General features: G+C 72.0%; 16 protein-coding genes. 8 read left to right on the top strand and 8 right to left on the bottom strand.

The features are described 5' to 3' along the window. Positions 1–64: 64 nt before the first annotated feature. Entirely contained in the window at positions 65–1,774 is a 1,710-nt protein-coding gene (locus DY245_RS06035) for a flavin monoamine oxidase family protein (RefSeq protein ID WP_128504311.1), read from the bottom strand. A gap of 177 nt (positions 1,775–1,951) precedes the next feature. Further along, positions 1,952–2,647 (bottom strand): TetR/AcrR family transcriptional regulator, encoded by a 696-nt coding sequence (locus DY245_RS06030; RefSeq protein WP_128504309.1) that lies wholly within the window; start codon positions 2,645–2,647, stop codon positions 1,952–1,954. Between the two features lie 126 nt (positions 2,648–2,773). On the opposite strand from DY245_RS06030, the gene DY245_RS06025 reads away from it, so the two are divergent. The 6 genes from DY245_RS06025 to DY245_RS06000 are packed head-to-tail and all read left to right on the top strand — an operon-like array spanning position 2,774 to position 9,886. Next, positions 2,774–4,456 (top strand): amidohydrolase, encoded by a 1,683-nt coding sequence (locus DY245_RS06025; RefSeq protein ID WP_128504306.1) that lies wholly within the window; start codon positions 2,774–2,776, stop codon positions 4,454–4,456. A gap of 40 nt (positions 4,457–4,496) precedes the next feature. Further along, the gene (locus DY245_RS06020; RefSeq protein WP_244942852.1) at positions 4,497–6,170 is read left to right on the top strand and encodes an ABC transporter substrate-binding protein; all 1,674 of its coding nucleotides are present in this window, start codon (positions 4,497–4,499) and stop codon (positions 6,168–6,170) included. Further along, complete coding sequence (locus DY245_RS06015; RefSeq protein WP_128504303.1) at positions 6,167–7,135, top strand: ABC transporter permease; 969 nt, start codon at positions 6,167–6,169, stop codon at positions 7,133–7,135. Before DY245_RS06020 ends, DY245_RS06015 begins: the two co-directional genes overlap by 4 nt. Beyond that, the gene (locus DY245_RS06010; RefSeq protein WP_128504301.1) at positions 7,132–7,995 is read left to right on the top strand and encodes an ABC transporter permease; all 864 of its coding nucleotides are present in this window, start codon (positions 7,132–7,134) and stop codon (positions 7,993–7,995) included. Before DY245_RS06015 ends, DY245_RS06010 begins: the two co-directional genes overlap by 4 nt. After that, positions 7,995–9,026, top strand: coding sequence for an ABC transporter ATP-binding protein (locus DY245_RS06005; RefSeq protein WP_128504299.1), 1,032 nt, complete (start codon positions 7,995–7,997; stop codon positions 9,024–9,026). The genes DY245_RS06010 and DY245_RS06005 overlap by 1 nt, the downstream gene beginning before the upstream one ends. Then, the gene (locus DY245_RS06000; protein ID WP_128504297.1) at positions 9,023–9,886 is read left to right on the top strand and encodes an ABC transporter ATP-binding protein; all 864 of its coding nucleotides are present in this window, start codon (positions 9,023–9,025) and stop codon (positions 9,884–9,886) included. Before DY245_RS06005 ends, DY245_RS06000 begins: the two co-directional genes overlap by 4 nt. A gap of 264 nt (positions 9,887–10,150) precedes the next feature. On the opposite strand, the gene DY245_RS05995 is transcribed toward DY245_RS06000, so the two are convergent. The 5 genes from DY245_RS05995 to DY245_RS05975 form a co-directional block, all read right to left on the bottom strand. After that, positions 10,151–12,718 carry an ABC transporter permease gene (locus DY245_RS05995; RefSeq protein WP_128504295.1) on the bottom strand — a complete coding sequence of 856 codons (2,568 nt, stop codon included), beginning with the start codon at positions 12,716–12,718 and terminating at the stop codon, positions 10,151–10,153. A 138-nt stretch (positions 12,719–12,856) separates the two neighbouring features. Beyond that, a complete protein-coding gene (locus tag DY245_RS05990; RefSeq protein ID WP_128504361.1) occupies positions 12,857–13,609 on the bottom strand; it encodes an ABC transporter ATP-binding protein in 753 nt (250 codons plus the stop codon). A gap of 153 nt (positions 13,610–13,762) precedes the next feature. Next, positions 13,763–15,025: a sensor histidine kinase gene (locus tag DY245_RS05985; RefSeq protein WP_425329350.1), complete on the bottom strand. Its 1,263-nt coding sequence runs from the start codon at positions 15,023–15,025 to the stop codon at positions 13,763–13,765. A gap of 5 nt (positions 15,026–15,030) precedes the next feature. Beyond that, a complete protein-coding gene (cseB, locus tag DY245_RS05980; protein WP_128504293.1) occupies positions 15,031–15,771 on the bottom strand; it encodes a two-component system response regulator CseB in 741 nt (246 codons plus the stop codon). A 550-nt stretch (positions 15,772–16,321) separates the two neighbouring features. After that, on the bottom strand, positions 16,322–18,424 hold the full coding sequence (locus DY245_RS05975) for an ATP-binding protein (protein WP_128504291.1): 2,103 nt from the start codon (positions 18,422–18,424) through the stop codon (positions 16,322–16,324). 166 nt (positions 18,425–18,590) lie between these two features. Here DY245_RS05975 and DY245_RS05970 point away from each other — a divergent pair, with 166 nt between their 5' ends. Together DY245_RS05970 and DY245_RS05965 are read left to right on the top strand one after the other, a co-directional pair. Further along, positions 18,591–20,639, top strand: a complete 2,049-nt coding sequence (locus DY245_RS05970) for a sensor histidine kinase (RefSeq protein WP_181923538.1) — start codon at positions 18,591–18,593, stop codon at positions 20,637–20,639. After that, on the top strand, positions 20,632–21,345 hold the full coding sequence (locus DY245_RS05965; protein ID WP_128504286.1) for a response regulator: 714 nt from the start codon (positions 20,632–20,634) through the stop codon (positions 21,343–21,345). Before DY245_RS05970 ends, DY245_RS05965 begins: the two co-directional genes overlap by 8 nt. Here DY245_RS05965 and DY245_RS05960 read toward each other — a convergent pair. Next, positions 21,308–23,608: a M14 family metallopeptidase gene (locus DY245_RS05960; protein ID WP_128504284.1), complete on the bottom strand. Its 2,301-nt coding sequence runs from the start codon at positions 23,606–23,608 to the stop codon at positions 21,308–21,310. The genes DY245_RS05965 and DY245_RS05960 overlap by 38 nt on opposite strands. Positions 23,609–23,719 lie beyond the last annotated feature (111 nt).

The raw sequence follows: 23,719 nt of genomic DNA, 5'->3' as shown, positions 1-23,719 counted from the left end.
TGCCTGGCGTCACTCGTGCAACGCGCGGTGTGCGGGCAACCTCACGGCAGGCGCCGACCGATCGTCAGATCTGGGCGGCGATCTCCGTCGCGACGCGTTCGCCGGAGGCCACGGCCGCGTTCAGGGTGGAGTTGTCGACATCGGTGTGCTCGCCCGCGAAGTGGATGCGGCCTTCCTGCAGGCCTTCGCAGCCTGCGATCGAGGTGTACTGGCCGACCTTGTAGTAGTGGTACGCGCCCAGGGACCAGGGATCGCGCGACCAGTGGTCCTCGTACGCCTTGCCGGTGAAGGCCGCCGTGGTGCCGGGGAACAGGTGCTCGATCTGGGACAGGAACCAGTTCACGTCCGCGGCGGGGGCCGGGCCGTGGGCGGCTCCCGTGAGCGTGTCGCGGGCCGTGTTCCCGCCCGGGAAGTTGACCAGCAGCGCGGGCGATCCGTTGGGTCCGCGGTCGACCGAGCCGTCCCAGGCCGTCTGGTAGCCGAGCGGGCCCGTGTTGCTGACGCCGTTGTAGCCGAGGTGCGGCCAGGTCTTCGTCGACAGCTGGGTCACGAGCTTGGCGTTCTGGCCCATTCCCTGCTGCTGGATGGCGGTCAGCTTGAGTGAGGACAGGTTCGCCCCGGAGAGATCGACAGCGCGCAGGGTGCTGAACGGCAGGGCCAGCACCACATGGTCGGCGGGAACGGAGACCGTGCTGCCGGCGTGGTCGAACGTGCAGGTGTACGTGTTGTCGCTGTTTTGGCGCAGGGCGATCAGTTCGCATCCCTGGCGGACGGTTCCGGGCGGAAGCTGTGCTGCCATCCCGCTGACGAGCTGGTCGTTGCCGCCGACGAGGTGGTACTTCTCATCGAAGCCGCGCCCGCCGGCGAAGACGGACGAGGCCCCGAGGAAGCCGATCATCCCCAGCGCGGAAGCCTCGGCGGGCTCACCGCCCGACTGGAGCTGGAGGGCCTGGATCACCTGGCCGAGCCGGGAGCCGGAGGCCAGACCGATCTCGTCGAGGTAGTCCAGACAGGACAGCTGGTCCAGGCGGTGGGCCTCCGGGGTGTAGCTGTTGTAGCGCGCGGTGCCGGCCGCGGCGTACGAGGCGCTGAAGGCGTCGTACGCCTCGGCGACCCAGTCGTCCTGCTGCTGGGCTCCGGGGTAGGAGGTGTTGCCGACCCAGGCGGCGTAGTCCCCGCCGCCCAGCTCGCCGCCGTTGGCGCGCTCAAGTCTGAGGCCGAGGTCGCGGGCCAGGTTGAGGATCGGGGTGTCGGTCGAGCTGATGAACGACCCGCCGTGCTCACTGAGGAGGCCGTCGTCGAAGAAGCCGCGCAGGGACCAGCAACGGCCGCCGATGCGGGTGGTGTTCGCCTCGTAGACGGTGGCGGCGACCGGGCTGCCCTGGGTCCACAGCCGGTGCGCGCAGCGGAGTCCCGCGAGACCCGCGCCGATGATCACGATGCGCGGTCCGGTCGCCGCCGATGCCCGGTGCGGGGCGAGCAGTCCGCCGGGCAGCGCCGCGGCGGCGGCCGTGACGGCCGCCGCGCCGAGGATCCGGCGGCGGCTGATCGTACGGCCGGATTCCGCGGCCTGTCCCTCGGCGCGGCGTGTCTGCTCCCGGCGCGTGTTCTCGATGCTCTCGCCGACGACCTCCGCGACGGGCATACGGCGGCGGCGTGCTTCGGCGTGCATCGAGAAGGTGAGGCGCAGCGGATCGGGGATACCGGATCGGTCGACGGACCTGGGCGGGGCGACGGTGGCGGGGCGGGACGGTGAGGCAGCTTCCTTGTGCATGTGATCCCTCTTCTCGGAATCCTGGTGGCAGCTCTTCGCTCGGACGATCCGAAGAGCGCGGCACGCGGGCTGAGGGGGAGTGAACAGTCGGCGCAACACCGTTGTCAACGGTGTTGCGCCGATTGCTGGGGAAGCCGGGGAAGGGCGTGGTGTCGGGTGCGGTGGCGGTGGCGGGCCCTACGCCCCGCGCAGGGTCTCGACCCGCTTCTCGATCGCGGAGATCAGGGCCTCGACCCTGACCTGGAAGATCTGCTCGTCCGTCACCTCGGCGAGCTCGGTGCTCAGGTGGGTGATGTTCGGGAATGCCTGCGCGTCGACCAGGCGGTACTCGCGGCTCCAGGCGGACTCGTCGGCCGCCCGGATGTCCGCGTCGAACAGCAGGTGGGCGGCGCGCTGGCCGACGAAGGCGAGGAGCGACTCACCGACCATGCGGTAGTGGACGGCCGCCTCGGCGCCCTGGAGCCCGGCCTCCATGACGGCTCCGATGATGAGTTCGACGACCCGGAACTCGTTGGGCCGCCGGGTGGTCCGGCTGGCCATGGTCGAGCCCACCACCGGATATCTGAGGGCGACCTCCAGCGAGCCGGCGGCGAGCGCCCGGATGCGCCCCTTCCAGTCGAGGCCCTCGGGGATGCTGTCGAGCACCTCGCCGAGCGTGCGGTCCGCAACGGACAGCAGCAGCTCGTCCTTGTCGCGGAAGTGCCGGTAGATCGCGGTCGGGTCGGCGCCGAGCTCCTCGCCGAGGCGCCGGACGGTGAAGGCGTCCTCGCTTCCGCGAGCCGCGATGCGCAGGCTCGCCTCGATGATGGCGTCGGGCGTGAGCTGGCTGCCCGCGCGCTTGCTGCGGGCGGTGGTTGCGGGTGATTTCGGCATGGTGCGGCCAGTGTAGCGATCGGAAATCGAGGCAGCGCAACACCGTTGACAACAACGTTGCGCTGCCGTTCACTCCTCCTCAACAACAAGCCAGCGGGTCCGCCCGCCGAGCCGGAGGATGCGTTGATGGCGAACACCAGCCAGCGGGCCGACACCGTTTTCGTGGGAGGCCGGGTCTTCACCGGGACCGGGCCGGCGCCGGTGGACGCCGCCGTCGCCGTAGGGGGCGGCCGGATCCTCGCCGTCGACGACGCGGCCACGGTGTGGTCGCTCGCGGACGCGGCAACGGAGGTCGTCGACCTCGCGGGCGGCCTGCTCGTCCCCGGGTTCCAGGACGCCCATGTCCACCCTGTGGTGGCCGGGGTCCAGATGCTCGGCTGCGACCTGAGCGATCAGCGCTCCGTCGACGGCTATCTGGCGGTGGTGGCCCAGTACGCCAAGGACCACCCGGACGCGGCCTGGATCCGCGGTGGCGGCTGGTCGATGGACATCTTCCCCGGTGGCACGCCGACGCGCGGCATGCTCGACGCGGTGGTGCTGGACCGGCCCGTCATGCTCACCAACCGGGACGGCCACGGCGCCTGGGCCAACTCCCGCGCGCTGGAGCTCTCGGGCATCGACCGCCACACCCCCGACCCGGCGGACGGCCGGATCGAGCGGGAGCCGGACGGCGCTCCGGCCGGCACCCTCCAGGAGGGCGCCATGGACCTGGTCGGCCGGCACATGCCCCTCGCGACGCCGGACGAGGCATACGCCGGGCTGCTCGCCGCGCAGGAGCACCTGTTCGCCCTCGGGGTGACCGGCTGGCAGGACGCCATGATCGGCGTCTTCCCCGGCAACCCCGACAACTTCGACGTCTACCTGCGCGCGGCGCGTGAAGGCTCGCTGCGCGCCCGCGTCGTCGGAGCTCTCTGGTGGGACCGCGAACACGGCCTGGAACAGCTTCCCGAACTGGAGGAGCGCCGCCGCACCGGCCAGGTGGGCCGCTTCAACGCCACCAGCGTGAAGATCATGCAGGACGGCATCGCCGAGAACTTCACCGCCGGAATGCTCGATCCCTACCTCGACGGCTGCGGCTGCGCCACCGCCAACTCCGGGCTGAGCTTCATCGAACCCGGCCTGCTCGCCGAGGCGGTGTGCGCGCTCGACCGCTCGGGCTTCCAGGTCCACTTCCACGCCCTCGGGGACCGCGCCGTCCGCGAGGCCCTCGACGCACTCGCCGCGGCCCGCACCGCCAACGGCGTCAACGACAACCGCCACCACATGGCCCACCTCCAGCTCGTCCACCCCGACGACATCGGACGCTTCGCGAGCCTGGACGTCGCCGCGAACATCCAGGCACTGTGGGCTGCGCACGAACCGCAGATGGACGAGCTGACGATCCCGTTCCTGGGGCCCGAACGCGCCGCCCTGCAGTACCCGTTCGGGGACCTGAAGCGCGCCGGAGCCCGGCTGGTCGCCGGCAGCGACTGGTCGGTGAGCAGCCCCAACCCGCTGTGGGGCATCCATGTCGCCGTCAACCGCGCCGTACCCGTCGAGGCGCCGAACGCGCCCGGGACACCGGAGCCCTGTGCCCCGTTCTTCCCCGAGCAGGCCCTGACCCTGGCCCAGGCGCTGACCGCCTACACCGCGGGCAGCGCCTGGGTGAACCACCTCGACGAGGTGACCGGCACCGTCGAGGCGGGCAAGTACGCGGATCTCGTCGTCCTCGACCGCGACCCCTTCGCGCACCCCCCTCTGGAGATCGCCGACACCCGGGTGAGCCGTACCTACATCGACGGGCAACTCGTCTTCGCCGCGACCGACTGATCACGCACTTCACCGAGCCCACCCCAGACGGAGGTAGACGATGCCCTCAGCCAGAGCGAGATCGCGGCGGCAGCCACGACCGTTCCGTCACACCGTACGGACCTTCCTCGCGGCGGCCGCGGTGCTCATCACGAGCGCCTGCAGCGGCACCGCGCACCCCGGCCAGGGCGACGGCGGAACCGCCGCGTACCGGCTCACGGACCGGACGCCCGCCGCCACCGGCGAGCTGGACTCCTTCACCTGGTCGCTCTTCGCCGAGCCGACCTCGATCGACTACGCCTACGCGTTCGACTACCCGCCCAACCAGATTCTCGCCAACGTCTGCGAGAGCCTGCTCCGTTGGAACCCCGACCTGACGACCTCGCCGAACCTGGCGGCCTCGTACGCCAATCCGACGCCCACCACCTGGGTCTACAAGATCCGGCCCGGCGTGCGCTTCCACGACGGGACGGTGCTCACCGCGGACGATGTCGTCGCCTCGCTGCGCCGCAACCTCGACCCCGCCACGGCCGGCGTCTGGGCCTATCCGTTCCGGAACGTGAGGTCGGTCGCCAAGAGCGGCCCGCTGGAGGTCACCGTCACGCTGGCGAAGCCGGACTCCACCTTCAACAAGTACCTGGCCGCCAGTCCCGGCACGGTCGAGTCCGCCGCCACCCTGGCCAAGGCCGGCAAGGACTACGGCAGCCCCAAGGGCGGCGTGAACTGCACCGGCCCCTTCTCGTTCTCCTCCTGGACCCCGGGCCAGTCACTCGTGCTCAAGAGGTTCGACGGCTACTGGAACCCCAAGCTCAAGGCCAAGGCGCGCCAGGCGAAGTTCGTGTTCCTGGGCGACCCGACGACCCGTGTCAACGCCTTCCAGAGCGGTGAGGTCGACGGCGGCTGGATGGTCCCGCCCGGCGCGTACGCCCAACTGCGGTCGTCCCAGGCCGGAACGCTGTACTTCGGCCGGAACACCACCGTCGCCGACGAGGTGGTCAGCAACCTCAAGGGCCCGCTGGGCGACGCCAAGGTGCGCCAGGCCCTGCTCATGGCCATCGACCGCAAGGGCATCATCAAGGCCGGAGTCGGCGGGGCCGGCGAGGTCGCCGACTCGCTGGTCACCGAGAACCTCTGGCACGACGTGCCCGCCGCGACCCGTAAGGGCCTCCTCAAGGACCTGCCGAGCTACCCGTACGACCCGGCCAAGGCCAAGAAGCTCGCCGCGAAGACCGGAGTGAACGGCCAGCAGATCGTGATCGCGACCAGTCCGCTGGACTCCCAGACGACGATCATCACCCAGGCCGTCGCCCAGGCGGCCACGGCCATCGGGCTGAAGCCCCGGATCGACACCCTCTCCGCGGAGAAGTACTCGACGCTCTTCACCGACCCGGCCGCCCGCAAGGGCATCGACCTCTTCCTCACCTTCTGGTACACGTCGATCACCGACCCGCTGGACATGTACGGCTCCCTGCGGACCGGCGCGTTCACCAACTACGGCGGCTGGTCCGACCCCCGCTTCGACGCGGCCGTCGACCGGGCCGTCGGCACCTACGACCCGGCCGCGCACGCCGCCGCCAGCGCGGCGGCCCAGCAGATCGCCATGAAGGAACTGCCCTGGCTGCCCCTGTACACACAGCCCGTGAGCGTCTTCCTCGGCAAGCGGATCACCGGCGTCCAGCCGTCGATCGCCTACCTCTACTACCCGTGGGCGGCCGAGATCGGGGCGAAGGGATGAGAGGCGCAATAGCGCGGGCGCTACGGGCTCTGCGCAGACTGGCCGGGATGGCCGCGACCCTCCTGGTCACCTCGTTCCTGGTGTTCTCCTCGCTGTACCTGGCGCCGGGCGACCCGGCGAGCTTCCTGGTGCGCGGACGCAGCGCGAGCCCGCAGGAACTCGCCGAAATCCGGCGGCAGTACGGGTTCGACGAGCCGTTCCTGGTCCGGTACGGGCAGTGGCTGGAGGGCGTGCTCCACGGCGACTTCGGCCGGTCCTACCTCTTCCACCAGGACGTCAGCTCGGTCATCTGGTCGCGCCTGCCGGCCTCCCTGCTGCTGGTCGGGGTGTCGGCGCTGATGATCGCGGTGGTGGGCGTCGCAGCCGGCATGGTCGGGGCGCTGCGACGGGGCACACGTACCGACGCGACGCTGATGCTGCTGGTGACGGTGGGGGCCGCCGCCCCCGCCTTCGTCGCCGCACTGCTGCTGAGGTCGGTGTTCGGGGTACGGCTCGGCTGGTTCCCCACCATCGGGAACGGCAGCGGCGTACTCGACAGACTGCACCACGTCGTCCTTCCCGCGGTGGCCCTGTCCGTGACCTTCATGGCCCTGGTGACCCGCGTGACCCGCTCGGCGATGCTGGACGAGCTGCGCCGCGAGCACGTCGAGGTCGCGCTGAGCCGGGGCACACCGCGCCGGACCGTGATCCGGCGTCATGTGCTGCGCAACGCGCTCGGACCGATCGTCACGGTCTCCGCGCTGCTGGTCTCGGGGATGCTGGTGAGCACCGCGATCGTGGAGACCGCGTTCGGCATGTCGGGCGTGGGGTCCCTGCTGGTGCAGTCGGTGAACCAGCTGGACTTCCAGGTGGTGCAGGCGATCGTCCTGCTCGTGGTGGCCGCGTTCGTCGTGGTCAACGCCCTGGTGGACCTGGTGCATCCGCTGATCGATCCGCGTGTGGCGGCAGCGGGGAGTGCACGATGAGCGCACAGATCGCAGGTGTGGTGCGCGGCCCGCTCACCCGGCTCCGGGCCCTGGGCGGCGGTTGGCTCCAGCGCCTGTGCCTGCTCCTCCTGGTCCTGTTCGTCCTGGTCTCGCTGTTCGCGCCCTGGCTGGCGCCCCAGGATCCGACCTTCGGCGGTCTGGGCGCCGGCCTCGCGGGCCCGAGCGCCGACCACTGGCTGGGGACCGACCAGGGCGGGCACGACACCTTCTCGGCCTTGATCGAGGGAACTCGTACCAGCCTCGCCGGGCCGCTCGCGGTGGTGCTGTTCTCCACCGTGACGGGCATCGCCGTCGGCCTGTTCACCGCCTGGCGGGGCGGGTGGATCGACACCGTCGTCGGCCGGATGCTCGACATCGTGTTCGCTTTCCCCGCGCTGCTCCTCGCGATCCTCGCGGTGGCCATCTTCGGCAAGGGGATGACGGCGCCGGTGCTCGCCATGGCGATCGCCTACATGCCGTACACCGCCCGCCTGGTGCGCGGCCTGGCCGTGCAGGAGAAGGCCCGGCCCTACATCGCCGCCTACCGCGTGCAGGGGCACTCCGCGATGTTCGTCGCGGTCCGCAGACTGCTGCCGAACATCGGCCCGACCGTGCTCGCGCAGTCGACGGTGAACTTCGGATACGCGCTGCTCGACCTCGCCGCCCTGTCGTTCCTGGGCTTTGGCGTACAGCCGCCGACACCCGACTGGGGCGCGATGATCAATCAGGGTCAGGCCGCCGTTCTGCAAGGCGAGCCACTGTCCGCGATCGTGCCGGCTGTCGCGGTCGTCCTGGTCGTCGTCGCCTTCAATGTCGTCGGGGAGAGCCTCGGCGACCGGCTCGCAGGGAGGGACTCCTGATGGCATTGCTCGAATACGAGTCCCTGAGCATCGCCCTGCCCGGGATGGCCCGCCCGGTGCTGGACGGCATCAGCCTGAGCGTCTTTGCCGGCGAGGTCGTCGCCCTGGTCGGCGAATCCGGCTCCGGGAAGTCGGTCACCGCCCGGGCCGCCCTCGGCCTGTTCCCGGCCGGCGCCGGGATCGACGGCCGGGTCCGTGTCGACGGGACCGACCTGGTCGGCGCCGACGCCGCGAGTCTGCGCGCAGTGCGCACGACCAAGGCGTCCATGATCTTCCAGGACCCCCGGGCCGGCATCAACCCGGTGCGCCGCATCGGGGACTTCCTCACCGAGTCGCTGCGCCTGGGCCGTGGCTGGTCCAAGGACCGGGCGAACGCCCGGGCCGTCGAACTGCTCACCGCGGTCGGCCTGCCGGACCCCGCCCGGCACCTGAATCAGTACCCGCACGAACTCTCCGGCGGAATGCTCCAGCGCGTCATGATCGCCGCCGCGCTCACCGCCGAACCCCGGCTGCTGCTGTGCGACGAACCGACCACCGCCCTCGACGTCAGCACCCAGGCCGAGATCATGGCCATCCTGGGAAAGCTGCAACGCGAACACGGCCTGGGCCTGCTCCTCATCACCCACGACATCGAACTCGCAGCCGCCGCCTGCGACCGGATCTACGTGATGTACGCCGGGCGGATCGTCGAGACGGCGACCACGGCCGAACTCTTCGCCGCACCCCGCCACCCGTACACCGCCGGCCTGCTCGGCTCGTCCCCGCCCCTGTCGGCGCCGGACGGACCGGTCGCCCGCCTCACCCCGATCCCCGGGGCTCCGATGGGCCTGCTGGACTCCGCGCCCGGCTGCTCCTTCGCGTCCCGCTGCCGCTTCGCCCGGCCCGGACACTGCGACCAGTCACCGCCGCCACTGGAACGGCAGGGCCCGGCCCTGGTCGCCTGCCACCGCGCCCACGAACTCACCGCTACGCCCGGCGCGGTCGCCGTGGCGGCAGCCGGCTCCCTCTCGCCGAGCAAGGAGGACAGTTGACCACCGATCCCACCCCCGCAGCGCGCCCGCTGCTCCAGGTGAGCGGACTGCGCAAGACCTACCGGACGGGAGCGGCGGAGGTCGTCGCGGTCGACGACCTGTCGTTCTCCGTACGGGCCGGCGGGGCGCTCGGCATCGTCGGGGAGTCGGGTTCCGGCAAGACCACCACGGCCCGGATGCTGATCGGCCTCGAACGCCCGGACGCGGGACGGATCCTGGTCCAGGGCGAGCCGCTGGCCGCGACCGTACGCGGGAAGGAGGCCCGGCTGGCCCGGGCCAAGGCGGTCCAGATCGTCTTTCAGGACCCCTACCTCTCGCTGGACGCGCGGATCAGCATCGGCGCGACCATCGACGGGGTGCTGCGCCTGCACGGGCTCCACGACCGCGCGGCCCGGACGGCCCGCGCCAGGGAGCTGCTGGCCCAGGTCGGCCTCGGCGACCGCGAGGCGGCCGCGCTGCCCCGCAGGCTCTCCGGCGGGCAGCGCCAACGTGCGGCGATCGCCCGGGCGTTGGCCGTCGAACCCGCCGTGCTCGTGCTCGACGAGGCGGTGTCCGCCCTGGACGTGTCGGTGCAGGCACAGGTGCTCAACCTGCTGTCGGACATCCGCCGCGACACCGGCATCGGCCTGGTGTTCGTCAGCCACGACCTGGCCGTCGTCCGGTACGTCTGCGACGAGGCGCTCGTCCTGTACCGGGGCCGGACCATGGAACACCGGCCCGTCGCGGACCTGCTCACGGCACCCGGACATCCCTATACCCGGCTGCTGCTGGCATCCGTTCCCCGGCCGGGCTGGGACCCCGACTCGATCAGCCGCCGGCGCCGGGAGCTCGATCCCCTGAAGCGGCATGGTCCGGGGTGACGGGGGACGGTGACGGTGGGACACGAAGACCTCCGTCCCCTCTCCCTCTCCATCGCTGATCCGCTGCTTTGCGCGGCGCCGGCGCCGGCGCGCATGTCGGCGCGGTGACGCACGGCGCTCCGGGCCGAACCTCGTAAGGCTCGGCCCGGAGCATGTGCGTTGAGTGTCAGCGCACGACCTTGATGCTGAAGCGACCGTTCTCTGCCCCGGGTGGTGACGATCGGTTCCGGAGAGAGGGTGGCGCGACGGGCCGGAGGATGTGCGTCACGACTGTGCGACGGCTTCCAGCGGGCTCAGGGCGGCTGCCCGGCGGGCGGGGACGGCAGCCGCGAGCGTGCCGATCGCGAGGGACACCAGGCACACGAGGAGCAGCGTGCCCCAGGGCAGCACCAGGGAGTAGTCCGCCATTGCGCCGTTGGCCAGCGCGCCGACCGTCCAGGCCCCGAACAGCCCGCCTGCCAGGCCCAGCAGTGTGCCGAAGGCGGCGACGGTCACCGACTCCAGGCGGATCATCCGCCGTATACCGGCGCGGTCCATGCCGATGGCGCGCAGTACGCCGATCTCGCGGGTGCGTTCCGCGACGGACATGGCCAGGGTGTTCACGACGCCGAGCGAGGAGATCACGGCGCCGATGGCGAGCAGCCCGTACATCAGGGTCAGCAGGTTGCTCATGGTGCCGGCGGCCTCGTGGACGAGTTCCGCCCGGTCCTGCACCTTCAGCAGAGGGCTGTTGCCCACGGCGGAGCGCAGCCGGTCCGCGGTGATCTTCGAGACCGCGCCGTCGTCGGTGCGGACGAGGATCCGCTGGAGGGAGCCGGGCTTGGAGCTGTGCTGCTGCACCTCACTGCGGGCGCCGAGTGCGTCCTGGGCGGTGGGGTTGTCCTTGTAGACGCCCACGACGGTGTACTTCTTGAACTCCTGGTTTCGGCCGATGTGGGCGTTGAGTCGGCCGCCCGCGCTCAAGCCGTGTTCCTTGGCGATGGTGCTGGAGACGGCGATACGGCCCGGTCCGAGGTCTTTCAGGGAGCCGCTGGCGAAGTCGAGCTTCATGACGGCGTTGACGGTGGCGGGGTCGACGCCGGAGATACTCCGGACACCGCCGCCGATGAACAGGGTGGAGTCCGTGACGGCGGTTGCGGTCCGCACTCCGGGGGTGTCGGCCACCCGCTGTACGGCAGCCGGGTCGATGCCGGTCGTGGGGGTGCGGGTGCTGATCACGTAGTCGGCGTCGAGGCCGGCTGCGGCCTGGCGGTCGAGAGCCTGTCCGGTGGAGTTTCCGATGACGGCGAGCCCTGCGACCAGTGCGGTGCTGATCATCAGGGTGGCGGCGGTGGCCGCGGTGCGCCGCGGGTCGCGCAGCGCGTTCTCCCGCGCGAGATGGCCGGTGATTCCGAAGCGGCCGGTCAGACGGCCGGTCAGCCGGATCACCGGGGCGGCGAGAAGCGGTGCCAACATGATCATGGCGACGACGAGGACGGCACAGCCGAGCATGGCGTCCCGCAGGTTCTTCTCCGAGGCGTCCTTCGCCCCCGAGAGCGAGATCAGCAGACCGGCGCCGAGGACGAGAAGGACCAGGCCCACCACGGCACGGACGCGGGATCGGGTGGTGGAGGGCGGCTGCTCGGCCGAGCGCAGCGCCTCGATGGGCGCGACCTTCGCGGCCCTGCGCGACGGCAGCCACGCGGCGAGCACGGTGACACCCACGCCCACGCCGAGCGCCGCAACGACAGGGCGAGGGCCGATCACCAGGGGACCGTGGGGCAGCGTGTCCCCGTCGGTGCTCAGGACGTCGGGCAGTACGGAGGCGATGCCGAGGCCGAGCAGGAAACCGGCCGCCGATGCGGCGAGGCCGATCAGGAGGGCCTCCAGGAGGACGGAGCGGACCACCTGGCGTCGCGCGGCTCCGATGGCTCGCAGCAGCGCGATCTCACGGGTGCGCCGCGTCACGAGCATGGTGAAGGTGTTGACGACGAGGAACGATCCGATGAACAGGGAGACCCCGGCGAAGACCAGCGGCAGCTTCTCGTAACCGCGGGTCAGGGTGTCGACGTAGGTGGCCTGCTGGGTGGCCCGGGCGGTGCCGCTGGTGGCCTCGGCCCGGTCGGCCGGGAGCAGGGCGGTGACCAGGTTGGCGAGCTCGACGGCGTTGGTGCCGGGCGTGGCGGACAGGTCGATCGAGGAGTAGTGGCCCGGGGTGGCGAACAGCTTCTGGGCGGTCGCCTTGTCGAACAGCGCGAGGGTGCCGCCGGCGGTCACCCGGGTGTCCTCGGTGGAGACGAGGCCCACGAGCCGCTTCGTCATGACCGGGCCGTCGGTGGCCAGCGTGACCGTGTCACCGATGCTGAACCTGCCGGCGGCGGCGGTGCCGCTGTCCACGGCGAGTTCATCGCTGTTCCGTGGGGCGTGGCCCTTGACCAGCGGGTAGCGGCTGTCGTCCTTGCCGTCCTTGCCCGGTATGTAGGCGCCGGCCAGGTTCGCCCACGTCTTGCCGGCCCGAAGCGGAGTGCCATCCGCTGCGTTCAGGGTGGCCGAGCCGTCGGCCGACGGGTGCACGGCGGCGACACCGGGCACATCGGCCAGTTTCCTCGCGAGCGCGTCGTCGAGCACGGTGGTGTGTTGGTCCGCTGCCGCCCCTGGTGGGGGATCCTTCGGGGTCACGGTGACCGCGATGTCCGCGAAGTTCTTCGACGCGGCGGCGCGGTAGGCCACGGCGGAGGAGTCCGCGAAGACCAGGGTGCCGGAGACGAACGAGACGCCCAGGCAGACCGCGAGGACGGTCATGGCCAGACGGGCCTTGTGCGCGAGGACGTTGCGCAGGGCTGTTCTCAGCATGGGCAGCTTTCGTGAATGTGGGGGTACAGGGACGTGCGACGCAGGTGAGTGGGGCCTGGGAGGCGGGCTCGGCGGATACGAGCCGGTGGCCGGTACGGTTCCGGTGTGACGGTGAGTCAGCTCGTATGCGAGGGCTGGTCAACTCGTGCGCGAGCGGGTGTCGAGGGCCTTCATCCGGTCCAGGACCCGGTCCGGGGTGGGATGTGTCATCTCGTCGACCAGGCGGCCGTCGGCGAGGAAGACCACGCGGTCGGCGTAGCCGGCGGCGACGGGGTCATGGGTGACCATGACCACGGTCTGGCCCAGCTCGCGCACCGAGTCGCGCAGGAAGCCGAGGACCTCGGCCCCGGCGCGGGAGTCGAGGTTGCCGGTGGGCTCGTCGCCGAAGATGATCGCGGGTCGGGAGATCAGTGCGCGGGCCACCGCGACCCGCTGCTGCTGCCCGCCGGACAGCTGTCCGGGCCGGTGGCCGAGGCGCTGGGAGAGGCCGACCGTGGAGACCACGCGGTCCAGCCACTCCCGTTCCGGCCGGCGGCCGGCGATGGTCAGCGGCAGCGTGATGTTCTCCAGCGCGGTCAGCGTCGGCAGCAGGTTGAACGCCTGGAAGATGAAGCCGATCCGGTCCCGGCGCACCTGGGTGAGCTGCCGGTCGTTGAGCGTGCCCAGTTCGGTGGTGCCGATGCGGACGGAGCCGGAGCTGAACGAGTCGAGCCCGGCGGCACAGTGCATCAGGGTCGACTTACCGCTGCCGGAGGGGCCCATGATCGCGGTGAACTCGCCCTTCCGGAAGGCGATGCTGACACGGTCCAGGGCGACGACACGGGTTTCGCCGCTGCCGTAGACCTTCGACAGGTCGGTGGTGGCGGCCGCGATCCCGGTCGTCGGGTGCAGCGAGAGCGTGCCAAGGGATGGGGCGGTCACGGGGACTCCTCTTCGGGTGCCAAAGGGTGCACGTCGAAGGGTGTCCGGGGAACGTATCGGTGCCTGGGCCGCCGTGTATCGGCGTCCGCGCCGCTTCGTATCGGTTCTGTAGGGGCCGGGTGGTCAGTCCGGCAGGCGCAGCGTGGCGACGGCGCCGCCGTCCGGGGCGTTGTCCAGGCGCAGCTCGGCGCCGAGGAGCCGGGCCTGGCCCAGGGCGATGGTCAGGCCCAGACCATGGCCCGAGCCGCGCTCCGTCGCGCCCGTGTGGAAGCGGCGCGGGCCGCCCCGCAGCAGGTCAGGGGGGAAGCCGGGGCCGTTGTCGCGCACGACGACCGTACGGCCCTCGACGGTGACCTGCACCGGGGTGTCCCCGTGCCGGTGGGCGTTGATGACGAGGTTGCTGACGATCCGTTCGAGGCGGCGTGGGTCGGTCTCCACGGTCTGCGTGGTCGGTGCGCACTGTGCGTCGGCGGCGGTGACCTCTGTGTCGAGGCCGGTGCGCGCCACGGCCTCGGCGACGACCGCATCGAGCGGGACATGGGCGCGGACCGGCTGTTCGGCGCCGGCGTCCAGCCGGGAGATCTCCAGCAGATCCTCGACCAGGCCGCGCAGGTCGCGCACCCCGGCCCGGAGCAGATCCTCCGTCTCACCGGGCGGCAGCAGGTCGGCGGCGGCCAGCAGGCCGCCGACGGGCGTGCGCAGCTCGTGGGCCACGTCCGCGGTGAACTGCCGCTCGGTGTGCAGTCGTCGGCTGAGACTGTCGGCCATGAGGTCGACGGTGGCAGCGATGTCGGCCACCTCGTCGCGGCCCTTGGTGGGCCCGGTCCGGGCATCCAGGTCCCCGGCCGAGATCCGGCCCGCGGTCTCGGAGACCCGCCGCAGCCGGCGGCCGAGCAGCCCGGCCCCGTAAACCGCCAGGGGCGTGGCTGCTGCGAGTGCGGCCAGCGAGGCCACCGCCATGACCACGTCGAGCCGCCGCAGCCCGTAGAGCTCCGAACTCATGTTGACGCGAACGGCCAGCACCCGGCTGCCGGGGCCATCGACCCGCTGGGCGGCCCAGACGCTCGGGCCCAGGTTCCCGTTGACGCGCCCGTCGTAGGCCGTATGCCGGTCGCCGTCGGCCGGATGCCGCAGTGCGGCGGGCAGCTCGGCCGGATCGAGCTCGGCACCGTCCGTGAGAGTTCCGGTACGCCGGTACGCGTCCATGGCCGAGTACACACTGTTGAAGACCTGTGCTTCGGCCCGGCTCCGGATGTCCTGCGCGGTCCACAGGTGCACCAGCACGCCCACCGCCGCCGCGACCAGACAAGCCGTGGCCGCGGCCAGCGCGGCGATCTTCCAGCGCAGGGGCACACGGGCGGGCCGCGGCCGGTTCAGCGGGCGCACCGGCCTCAGCGCCTGAGCTTGTAGCCGAAGCCGCGGACCGTCTCGATCCGGTCCCGGCCCAGCTTCCTGCGCAGCCGCTGCACACACAGGTCCACGACGCGGCTGTCGCCGTCCCAGCCGTACTCCCAGACGTTGCGCAGCAGGGTGTGCCGCTCCAGCACGATGCCCGGGTGGGCGGCGAATTCCAGCAGCAGCTTCAGCTCGGTCGGGGTCAGCGCCACCGGGCTTCCGGAGACGAACACCTCCATGCCGCCGGTGTCGATGGTCAGGTCGCCGAAGACCAGCAACATCCCCTCGGACGGTGGCGGCCCGTCGCCTGTGAGCCGCCCGGGTCCTGGGGCGGGCGCGTACGTCGCCCGCCGCAGCAGTGAGCGGATACGCGCCACGAGCACATAGGTGTCCACGGGTTTGACCACGTAGTCATCTGCCCCCGCCTCCAGACCGGCGACGACGTCGAGCCCGTCGCCGCGAGCGGACATCATCAAAACCGGCACCAGGCTGGTCTCCCGGACTCTGCGGCACAGACCGATCCCGTCCAGACCGGGCAGCATCACGTCCAGAATGAGCAGGTCGAAGCTTTCGTCGCGGAAGCACTCAAGGCCCGCCAGCCCGTCGGCAGCGGTCTTCACCTGGTAGCCGTAGCGTTCCAGCGCGAGCGCGAAGGACCGGCGCATCAGCTCGTCGTCCTCCACCAGCAGTACGCGAACAGGCGGCGGAGCGGCCGGAGCCGGGGTGGACGAGGACACGAGCGGATCACTCCTGTGCGGACGGTCGTGGGGCACCGGTCCCGTGTGCACTCATGCGCAGCTCGCGACCTGACATGAACGATATGACAGAACCCAGGCGCGCCAACTGCCTCACACAGAGGACACCCGTCCCACCCCCACAGCCTCTTCCCTCCGCGAACACGCAGGTCAGATGGGACGGCACGGCTCAGCCGGCTGCCGGGGCCACGGCACTCCAGCTCCCTGTGCACCCCCTCACAGTGGCCCGGCGCACGGATTCGATGGGCAACCAAGCGCTCCCTGATACCCACCGGATACAAATCCCGCCCAGAGCAGCGCATCGCTTCGGGATCACGGCACCACGGCACCATTCGCCTGAAGCGTGTTGTACAGGGCCGTGGACAGGCCGGTCTGAGGCAGCGTGCGCCCCGTGGTCACCCATCGGAGCGGGCCGCACCAGGTCGCTTCGCCCAGCAGGTCCACGCCCCCGTCCCACCGTCCGGCCCCCTCGCCGGCTCCAGAACCGGGGAGCCGTTCGCCCGCGCTCTCGTACGTCCCGAACTGCCGTGAATCACCACCCGCGCCCCGCCCCGGCCACCGTGCCGCGCCGGGCGGACGGGAAGGCGGCCGGGGTCACCTCGATCTCGTTCATCGCCGCGGCGTACAGGAGGTAGCGGCGGCGTGCCTCGCCGTGGCGGCCCGTGGTGGTCAGCAGGGAGACCAGACCGAGATGGGCGTCCTCGTCGTAGGGGTCGCGCTCCAGGAGCCGCAGGCGGTAGTGGGCCTCGGCGTGGCGGTCGTCGTTCTCGGCGGCGGCCGCGGCGAGTTGGGTGAGGAGCTCCAGATGGACGGCCTGCGCCTCCTCGCGCAGGCCCGCCGCCCACGGGGCGTACGGCTCGTCCTCCAGGACGTCCCCCCGGTACAGCTCCTCGGCGGCGGCCAGGGAGGCGAAGGCGCCGCTTCCGGTGCGCTGCGCACCGCTGATCGCATGGCGGGCGGCGGCCAGGAACTCCTGTACGTCGACGCGGAGCCGGGCCAGACCGACGACATGCTTGTCGGCGGTGATGAAGTGATCCTGCGGCATCCGGCGTCCGGGGTCGAGCACGAGCCGTACCGTCGACAGGGCGACCGACAGACGGTTGGCGCAGCGGGCCGGATCCTCGTCCGGCCACAGGGTGTCGATCAGGACCTCGCGGGACGTGGGCAGGCCGCGCCGGGCCACCAGCACCTTCAACAGATCGCGGGCCTTCTTCGACTGCCACTCGTCGGCACCCACCGGTACACCGTCCCGGATCACCCGGAAGCCGCCCAGGACGCGGACGCTCACGCACGGTTCCCGGTCCGCCATGACCCGGTTGAGCAGACCGGCTGCCTCGGCCGCCGCGGGCGACACGCCGAACTGCCGCAGCCAGAGCGTCGCTTCACACAACGCCCGGACCGGGCCCCGCGCCGGCGCGGGACGCAGCCGCGCCCGGGCCACGGCCACCCGTGCCACCGCCAGCGGACGCTGCGCCGTGGCCCACAACGCCTCCGCGTCGTCGAGGAGCCGCTGCCGTGCCCGCCCGTCGGCCAGGCACATCGCCTCCAGTTCGAGGATCTCCGCGCACACCGTCCGCGAGATCTGCGCACCCGGTTCCCCGGCCGCCTGCCGGGCCACCTCGGCCGCCGTCTCGGGGCGGTTGTCCGCGAGAGCGATCCAGCCGCCGGCGAGCAGGGCACGGATCCGCTGCGGGCCCACGCACCCGTCGGCCGCCCGGCGCGCCAGCACGGCCGCGGTACCGGGTGCGTCGGCACATCGTGTCAGCGCCAGACCGGTCAGTGCCGAGGCCAGCAGCTGGGCGTCGCCCGAGTGTTCCGTGCGCACCACCGCCTCCTGATAGGCCGCCCGCGCCAGGCCCAGATCACCGCGCTCCCGGTGCGCGTCCCCGAGGCCGACCAGCGCCGCGGCGCCCAGTGGGCCGCTCTCCAAGGACTCGCCGAGCCGCTGGTAGCCGTCGAGCGCGCCGGTGAAGTCCGCGATCGCACGGTCCAGTTCGCCGAGGGCCAGGTGCGCGGAGCCACGCCGACAGCGGGCCAGCAGCACCAGCGGCACATCGACGCCGCCATGGTCCCCGCCCAGGGCCCGCAGCGCGGTGCCGAGCGTGTCGCAGACGTCCCGGCAAGCGCCGTGCTCAAGACGTTCCGCCGCCAGGCTCGTATGGACGAACAGATGGAGCATCGCGTCCCCCGAGGAACGCGCCGCCTCCCTGGCCCGGTCCGCGTGGTGCTCGGCGAGACTGCCGTGGCCCTCCAGCGCGGCGATCGTCGCGGCGGTGGCGTGGGTGACGGCCTGGGCGCGGGGATCGCAGCAGTGCCGCAAGGCCCGCAGGGCGAGCTGTCCGAGCGCGCGGGCCGGGCGCAGCCTGCCCCGTGCGCAGTGCGCGGCGGCGGCCCAGGCAAGGGACGTGATCTCGTCCGGGGTCCCAGCTCCGGCGAGGGCGGTCCTGCGGTGGACGTCCAGGGCGCGGGCCGGCTCACCCAGCAACTGGTAGGTCATTCCCAGTCGCTGTCCGAGCGCCGGTTCCATGGGATCGGTCCTGGACGCGGCCCGGCGCAACAGGCCGGGCGTGGCGGTCCAGTCCTCCCCGGTACAGCCCGCCGCACGGCCGGACTCCTCGGTCGGTGTGATCGTCATCGTGCTCCCCCCAGCTCCGGGGCGGGACCCCGGACATGACGAGTGTGCTCGGGCGCTCGGGCGCGCGGCACCCGGGCGGCCTCGCTTCGGTATGGAGGTCTGCCGCCATGGGGGAATGGAGGCAGGCTTTCTGTACACCGTGCGGCGGGACCGGGAAACTCGTGGGATGGCAGGTGTTCACGGATGGCCGGTCCGCGTCCTCGCCCTGTGCGGCGGGCTCGGACTGCTCTACGCGGTGCCCGCCGGCGGCATCTGGATCTCCGCCGAGCGGACGCTGGCATGGAGCCTGGGCGCGGTGCTGCCCTGCTATGCGGCCGGGCTGTTCCTGTGGTGGCGCGCTCCGGCGCACCCGGTGGCCCGGCGGCTGATGGCGGCCGGCTCCTGTGCGGCGCTGGGGTTGGTCGTCCGCTTCACGCTGACGCTCTTCGTCGAGCCGTCGGACTGGAACCCGCCCACGCCGCTGGTGTGGACCGCTGTGCTGGTGGCCAGGACGATCGACGTGGTCGTGAGCGTGCTGCTGGTCCGTCTGGTGGCGCTGCTGCCGGACGGGCGTCACCGGTACGTCCACGAGCGTGTCCTGCTCGGTGCGTTGTGGCTGCTGACGCTCTACCCTCCGGCCCTGATGGCGTCGGACGTTCCCGAACAGCTGCTGTCCCGGCTGCTGGTGCAGCCGGAGGCGTGGCTGCCGGCGGTGGGCGCGGGCCTGCTGCTCGTCCGGTCCCTGCTGCCGGCGCGGGACCGCGGTGCCCGAAGCAGCCGTCTGACGCTGGTCGCGGCGGCGGCGTTCGCCGTACTGCTGGGGCGAGGCTCATCGCGGTTGTTCCGGATGTGGCAGGGAGAGACGGGAGTCGCGTACTTCATCGGTGCGGCGCTCGGGGCGCTGCCCTATCTGCTGATCTCGGTCGGCGTCGTGTACGCCGGGTTCCGGCATCTGCTGCCCGGCATGGACATCGCCCTGCGCAAACCCGTGGTGTACGGGCTGCTCTGGCTGATCATCGGCGGCTGGTATCTGGGCATGACCACCGCGTTGGGCCTGACGGCGGGGCAGTACCTGCCCATCGGTCTGGCCGTCCTGGTGGCGGTGAGCGCGACCATGCTGTTCCAGCCGGTGCGAGGGCGGCTGAACCAGCTCGCGGCGCGCCGGGTGTTCGGGGCGCGCCCCTCCAACTTCGAACTGCTCGTGCAGTGCGGCACCACGCTGGAACACGCCTACGACGTGAAACGGCTGGCACCGCAGCTGGCGACCAGCCTGCGGGAGGGACTCAACCTGCGCTGGGTACGGGTCGAGCTGGGCGCGGCCGATTCCGGGGACGGGCCCTTCGCCGTGGCGACGGCCGGCTCCCGCGCCGCGGGCGACATCGGCTCACGGGCCGGGGTGCGGCTTCGGCACGGCGAGGAGATCCTCGGGTTCATCGAGTACGGCCCCAAGGACGAGGGCTGGTTCACCCCCGAGGACCGGGACCTGGTCGAGACACTGGCCAGACAGGCGGCGCTCGCCGTGCACAACGCCCGGCTCACGGCCGAACTGTCGGCGCGGGTCGACGAGGTCCAGCGCCAGGCGAGCGAACTCAACGCCTCACGGACCCGGATAGTGCAGGCCCAGGACACCGAGCGGCGACGCATCGAGCGGCAGCTGCACGACGGGATCCAGCAGGAACTCGTGGCGCTGGTGGCGAAGTTACGGCTGGCGCGCAATCAACTGCGCGGCGGCGGCAGCACCGTGGACAGCACCCTCACCGAGATCCAGGAGGACGCCGTCCGGGTCATCGACGAGTTGCGGGAGTTCGCGCACGGCATCCACCCCCCGGTCCTGACCGACCAGGGCCTCGCCGCCGCGGTGACCTCCCGGGCCCGCCGGCTGCCGATCCCCGTCACCGTCCATGTGGAACCCACGGTGTGCGCGCGGCGCTTCGCGCCCGAGATCGAGGAGTCCGCGTTCTTCCTGGTGTCCGAGGCGCTGACCAATGTGCTCAAACACGCGGACGCGGCCCGGGTGACCATCCGTATCTCGCACGCCGAAGCGGCCCTGCTCCTGGCCATCAGCGACGACGGAGTCGGCTTCCCCGCCGGGTCCCGGCTCGGCTCCGGGCTGACCGGGATGCGCGACCGGATCGAGGCGGTGGGCGGGGAGCTGTCCATCGAGTCCCGGCCCGGGGGCGGCACGACCGTCCATGCACGGCTCACCGAGCGGCGGAGGGAAACGACCCATGCCTGACCGGAACACACCCGAGACGACCGCCCCCGAGCGGCTGCGCATCGTCATCGCCGAAGACCACTATCTGGTCAGGGAGGGCACCCGCCGGCTCCTTGAGGACACCGGCGAGGTCGATGTCGTCGCGGCGGTCGGCACGGCCGGGGAACTTCTCGACGCGGTCGAGCGGTTCCGGCTCGACGCGGTCATCGCGGACATCCGGATGCCTCCCGACCACCACACCGAAGGCATCACCGCCGCACACTCCATCCGGGCACGGCACCCGGACATCGGCGTGGTCGTCCTGTCGCAGCACGCCAACGAGCAGTACGCCTTCGCCCTGTTCCAGCGCGGTACGGACGGCCTGGCGTATCTGCTCAAGGAGCGGATCGGCGAGCTCGATCAGCTGCTGCGCGCCCTGCGCGAGGTGTCCGCGGGGCGCTCGGTGATCGATCCGCGCATCGTGGAGGTGCTGGTCGGCAGCCACATCCGTACCACCGATTCACCGCTGGCCCAGCTCACCCGCCGCGAGCTCGACGTACTGCGGCAGATGGCGCAGGGCATGAACAACCGGACCATCGCCGAGTCGCTGTCGCTGTCGGAGTCGACCATCGAGAAACACGTGAACTCGACGTTCGCCAAGCTGTGCCTGGCGGAGGAGTCCCAGCTGCACCGCCGGGTCACCGCCGTGCTCACCTATCTGCGGCACGGCCCGACCGGGCCGGCGTGAACGCGGCGCCGCGCGCCGGCCGGGCACACACCTCGCCCAGGTCCACGCGCTCACCCCGCCCGACCCGCACCTCGGTGATACCGAGGGTGCGCCCGGCGCGGTCCGAGCAGCTGAGGGAGTACGACTCCGAGGGGCCGTAGGTGGCGGGCAGCGGCGATTGGAACGTCACCCGGCCCGTCCAGTCGTCCGGGGCCGTCTCCGTCTGGTCGTAGTTGACGACGACGGCGGTGTAGCGGCCCGGGGGAGGGTCGAAGAGGACCGCCTGTTCGGAGTTGGCCGCGCCGGTGACGGACTGAGCCACGGGACGGCCGTCCGCGTCGAGGACATAGAGGTCCCAGTCGGTGCGGGGCGACGTCCAGGACACCGACACGGTCATCCGGCCGGCGTCGGCCTCCGGCGGACCGAGGACGGTGAACGGGACCCGGTCCGCGGCCGGATCCTGCGGGAACCCGGTGTTCTCGGGCGGCAGACCGGGCGGATTGGCGAGCTCGGCCACCGGCTGGGCCGGGCCCTGCGGGTCCCTTCCGTACCGTCCCGCGACATAGGGCCGGGTGGAGGGGTTGACGGACCAGGTGAACCGGCCGCCGGGGGCGACGAGGTCCGACACGAGCGTGTCGGTGACCTGGAGCGGCGGCCCGGTCGAGCCGTCGGGCCCGCGTACCGGCGAGGTCGGGGTCCGGAAGGTCTTGTGGAGCCGCAGCCGGTGGCCGCGGGGCGCCGTGCCGGTCAGCGTCGCGTGCGCGGCCGGGTCGGCGGTGTGGGCGAGCAGATCGAACAGCGCTTGGCGGTTTCCGCCCTTGCCCGCGCCGGCCGCCGGAGCCCTGCCGGTGTACTCGGCGACGACCGCGTCCGCGTACGGGCCATGGGCCTTGGCGGGACCGATCTCCAGGGTGAAACCGAAGCCTCCGGTCGCCCAGTACGACCAGTCCTCCGTCATACCGGTCGCCTCGTACAGCCTCCAGGCCGGTTCGCTGCGGTAGCCGGTGCGGGAGGCCAGCCGCGCGCCCAGGGCCCGGTAAGCCGGCTCGTCCAGCGGCGGACGGGTGTCGAGGGCTCCCGGCGGGCGCAGCACCAGATTGCCGTAGGTGTGCAGGGAGACGAGGTCGGTGACCTGCCGGGTGGAGACGAGATGGCGGACATTGCGGGTCTCGGGCTCGGAGAAGGGGGCGGGGCCGCGGTAGTGGTCGGCGTACCACTGCGGGTCACCGCCCACACCGCCCCAGAACCCGGCGTAGTTGCGGTTGAGGTCCACACCGCGGTCGCGGCCCGCGGGGTTGGCCCCGCACGGCCCCGAGGTGTGGGAGGGCGGGGCGTCCAGGGCGCTGCAGTTCTTGCGCTTGTTCTCGTAGTCGAAGCGGGTGAAGTCACCCCGGGGCGTGGCCCGGCGGGAGACCGAGAACCCGTCGGGGTTCACCACCGGGACGACGACGGCACGGGTCCGGTCGAGCAGGCCTCGGACCCACGGATCCGTGCGGTAGCCGCGCACCAGCTCATAGGCCCATTCCAGGGCGATCTCACCGCTGGGCCATTCGGTCGCATGGTGCAGCCCCAGGGTGAGCATCACCGGTTTGCCGTCGGCGATGTGCGGCGCGTGGCTGCTCACCTCGACTCCGGAGACGTCCCGGCCCTCGACCGTCGGGTGCGGCAGAACGAAGGAGCGCACGAGGGACGGGTGGGCGCGGGCGAGTTCCTTGAGCTCGTACTCGTACTCGTACAGATGGCGGTAGCCGGACCGTCCGGACGGCAGCGCCGAGCGGTGCGGAGTGCCGCCTTCCGTGCGAGCGGCGGCGGGTGCCGGGCCGCTCCCCGGGGGCGGCGCCAACAGGTCCACACGCAGCGACACCGTGCGCGCGGGCCCCAGCCTCCGGCAGCTCTGCACCACAAGGCGCCGGCCCCCGGCGACGGATACCTCGGCGAGTTCACGGCTGCGGGGCGCGGCCGAGGCCGCCAGGAGCGTGCCGTTGTCCGCGTCGAAGACGGCGAGGTCCCAGTCGCCCTCCGCCCCGGCGAGGGGCGCGAGCCGGGCGCGCAGCACGCCGTCCGCCGTGGCGGTCATCGGGTACGTGGCCACGCCCGGTGTGTGCGGCGGCAGCAGGGCGGTGTGGCACGGCCGGGGCACCGCCCGCTCGGAGGACAGCACCTGCCGCGAGGAGGCGGCCGGTGCGGGCGATGCCGGCGCGAGCACGGCGAGGAGCACCGAACCGCTCACCGCGGCCGCGAGCGCGGCCCGTTCCGCCCTGCCGGAAGGATGACGTGTCCTCATGTCCCGCTCCTGTCGTGTCGCCGTGCCGGGCCGGCGCCGGTTCGCGGCCGGTGCCCCCATGAAGGTGCCCACCGTTCCCGCCGTCGGCGGGCGGGAACGGTGGGCCGAAGG

Source organism: Streptomyces inhibens (genome assembly GCF_003389455.1).
GTDB lineage: Bacteria > Actinomycetota > Actinomycetes > Streptomycetales > Streptomycetaceae > Streptomyces > Streptomyces inhibens.
Note: the sequence above shows the minus strand (reverse complement) of the source record. Positions and strands in the feature narration are given on the sequence as shown.

Excerpts from the sequence above, each read along its gene's own strand:
- DY245_RS06035 (WP_128504311.1), bottom strand. The coding sequence starts at position 1,774 with ATGCACAAGGAAGCTGCCTCACCGTCCCGCCCCGCCACCGTCGCCCCG.
- DY245_RS06030 (WP_128504309.1), bottom strand. The coding sequence starts at position 2,647 with ATGCCGAAATCACCCGCAACCACCGCCCGCAGCAAGCGCGCGGGCAGC.
- DY245_RS06025 (WP_128504306.1), top strand. The coding sequence starts at position 2,774 with ATGGCGAACACCAGCCAGCGGGCCGACACCGTTTTCGTGGGAGGCCGG.
- DY245_RS06020 (WP_244942852.1), top strand. The coding sequence starts at position 4,497 with ATGCCCTCAGCCAGAGCGAGATCGCGGCGGCAGCCACGACCGTTCCGT.
- DY245_RS06015 (WP_128504303.1), top strand. The coding sequence starts at position 6,167 with ATGAGAGGCGCAATAGCGCGGGCGCTACGGGCTCTGCGCAGACTGGCC.
- DY245_RS06010 (WP_128504301.1), top strand. The coding sequence starts at position 7,132 with ATGAGCGCACAGATCGCAGGTGTGGTGCGCGGCCCGCTCACCCGGCTC.
- DY245_RS06005 (WP_128504299.1), top strand. The coding sequence starts at position 7,995 with ATGGCATTGCTCGAATACGAGTCCCTGAGCATCGCCCTGCCCGGGATG.
- DY245_RS05995 (WP_128504295.1), bottom strand. The coding sequence starts at position 12,718 with ATGCTGAGAACAGCCCTGCGCAACGTCCTCGCGCACAAGGCCCGTCTG.
- DY245_RS05975 (WP_128504291.1), bottom strand. The coding sequence starts at position 18,424 with ATGACGATCACACCGACCGAGGAGTCCGGCCGTGCGGCGGGCTGTACC.
- DY245_RS05970 (WP_181923538.1), top strand. The coding sequence starts at position 18,591 with ATGGCAGGTGTTCACGGATGGCCGGTCCGCGTCCTCGCCCTGTGCGGC.
- DY245_RS05965 (WP_128504286.1), top strand. The coding sequence starts at position 20,632 with ATGCCTGACCGGAACACACCCGAGACGACCGCCCCCGAGCGGCTGCGC.
- DY245_RS05960 (WP_128504284.1), bottom strand. The coding sequence starts at position 23,608 with ATGAGGACACGTCATCCTTCCGGCAGGGCGGAACGGGCCGCGCTCGCG.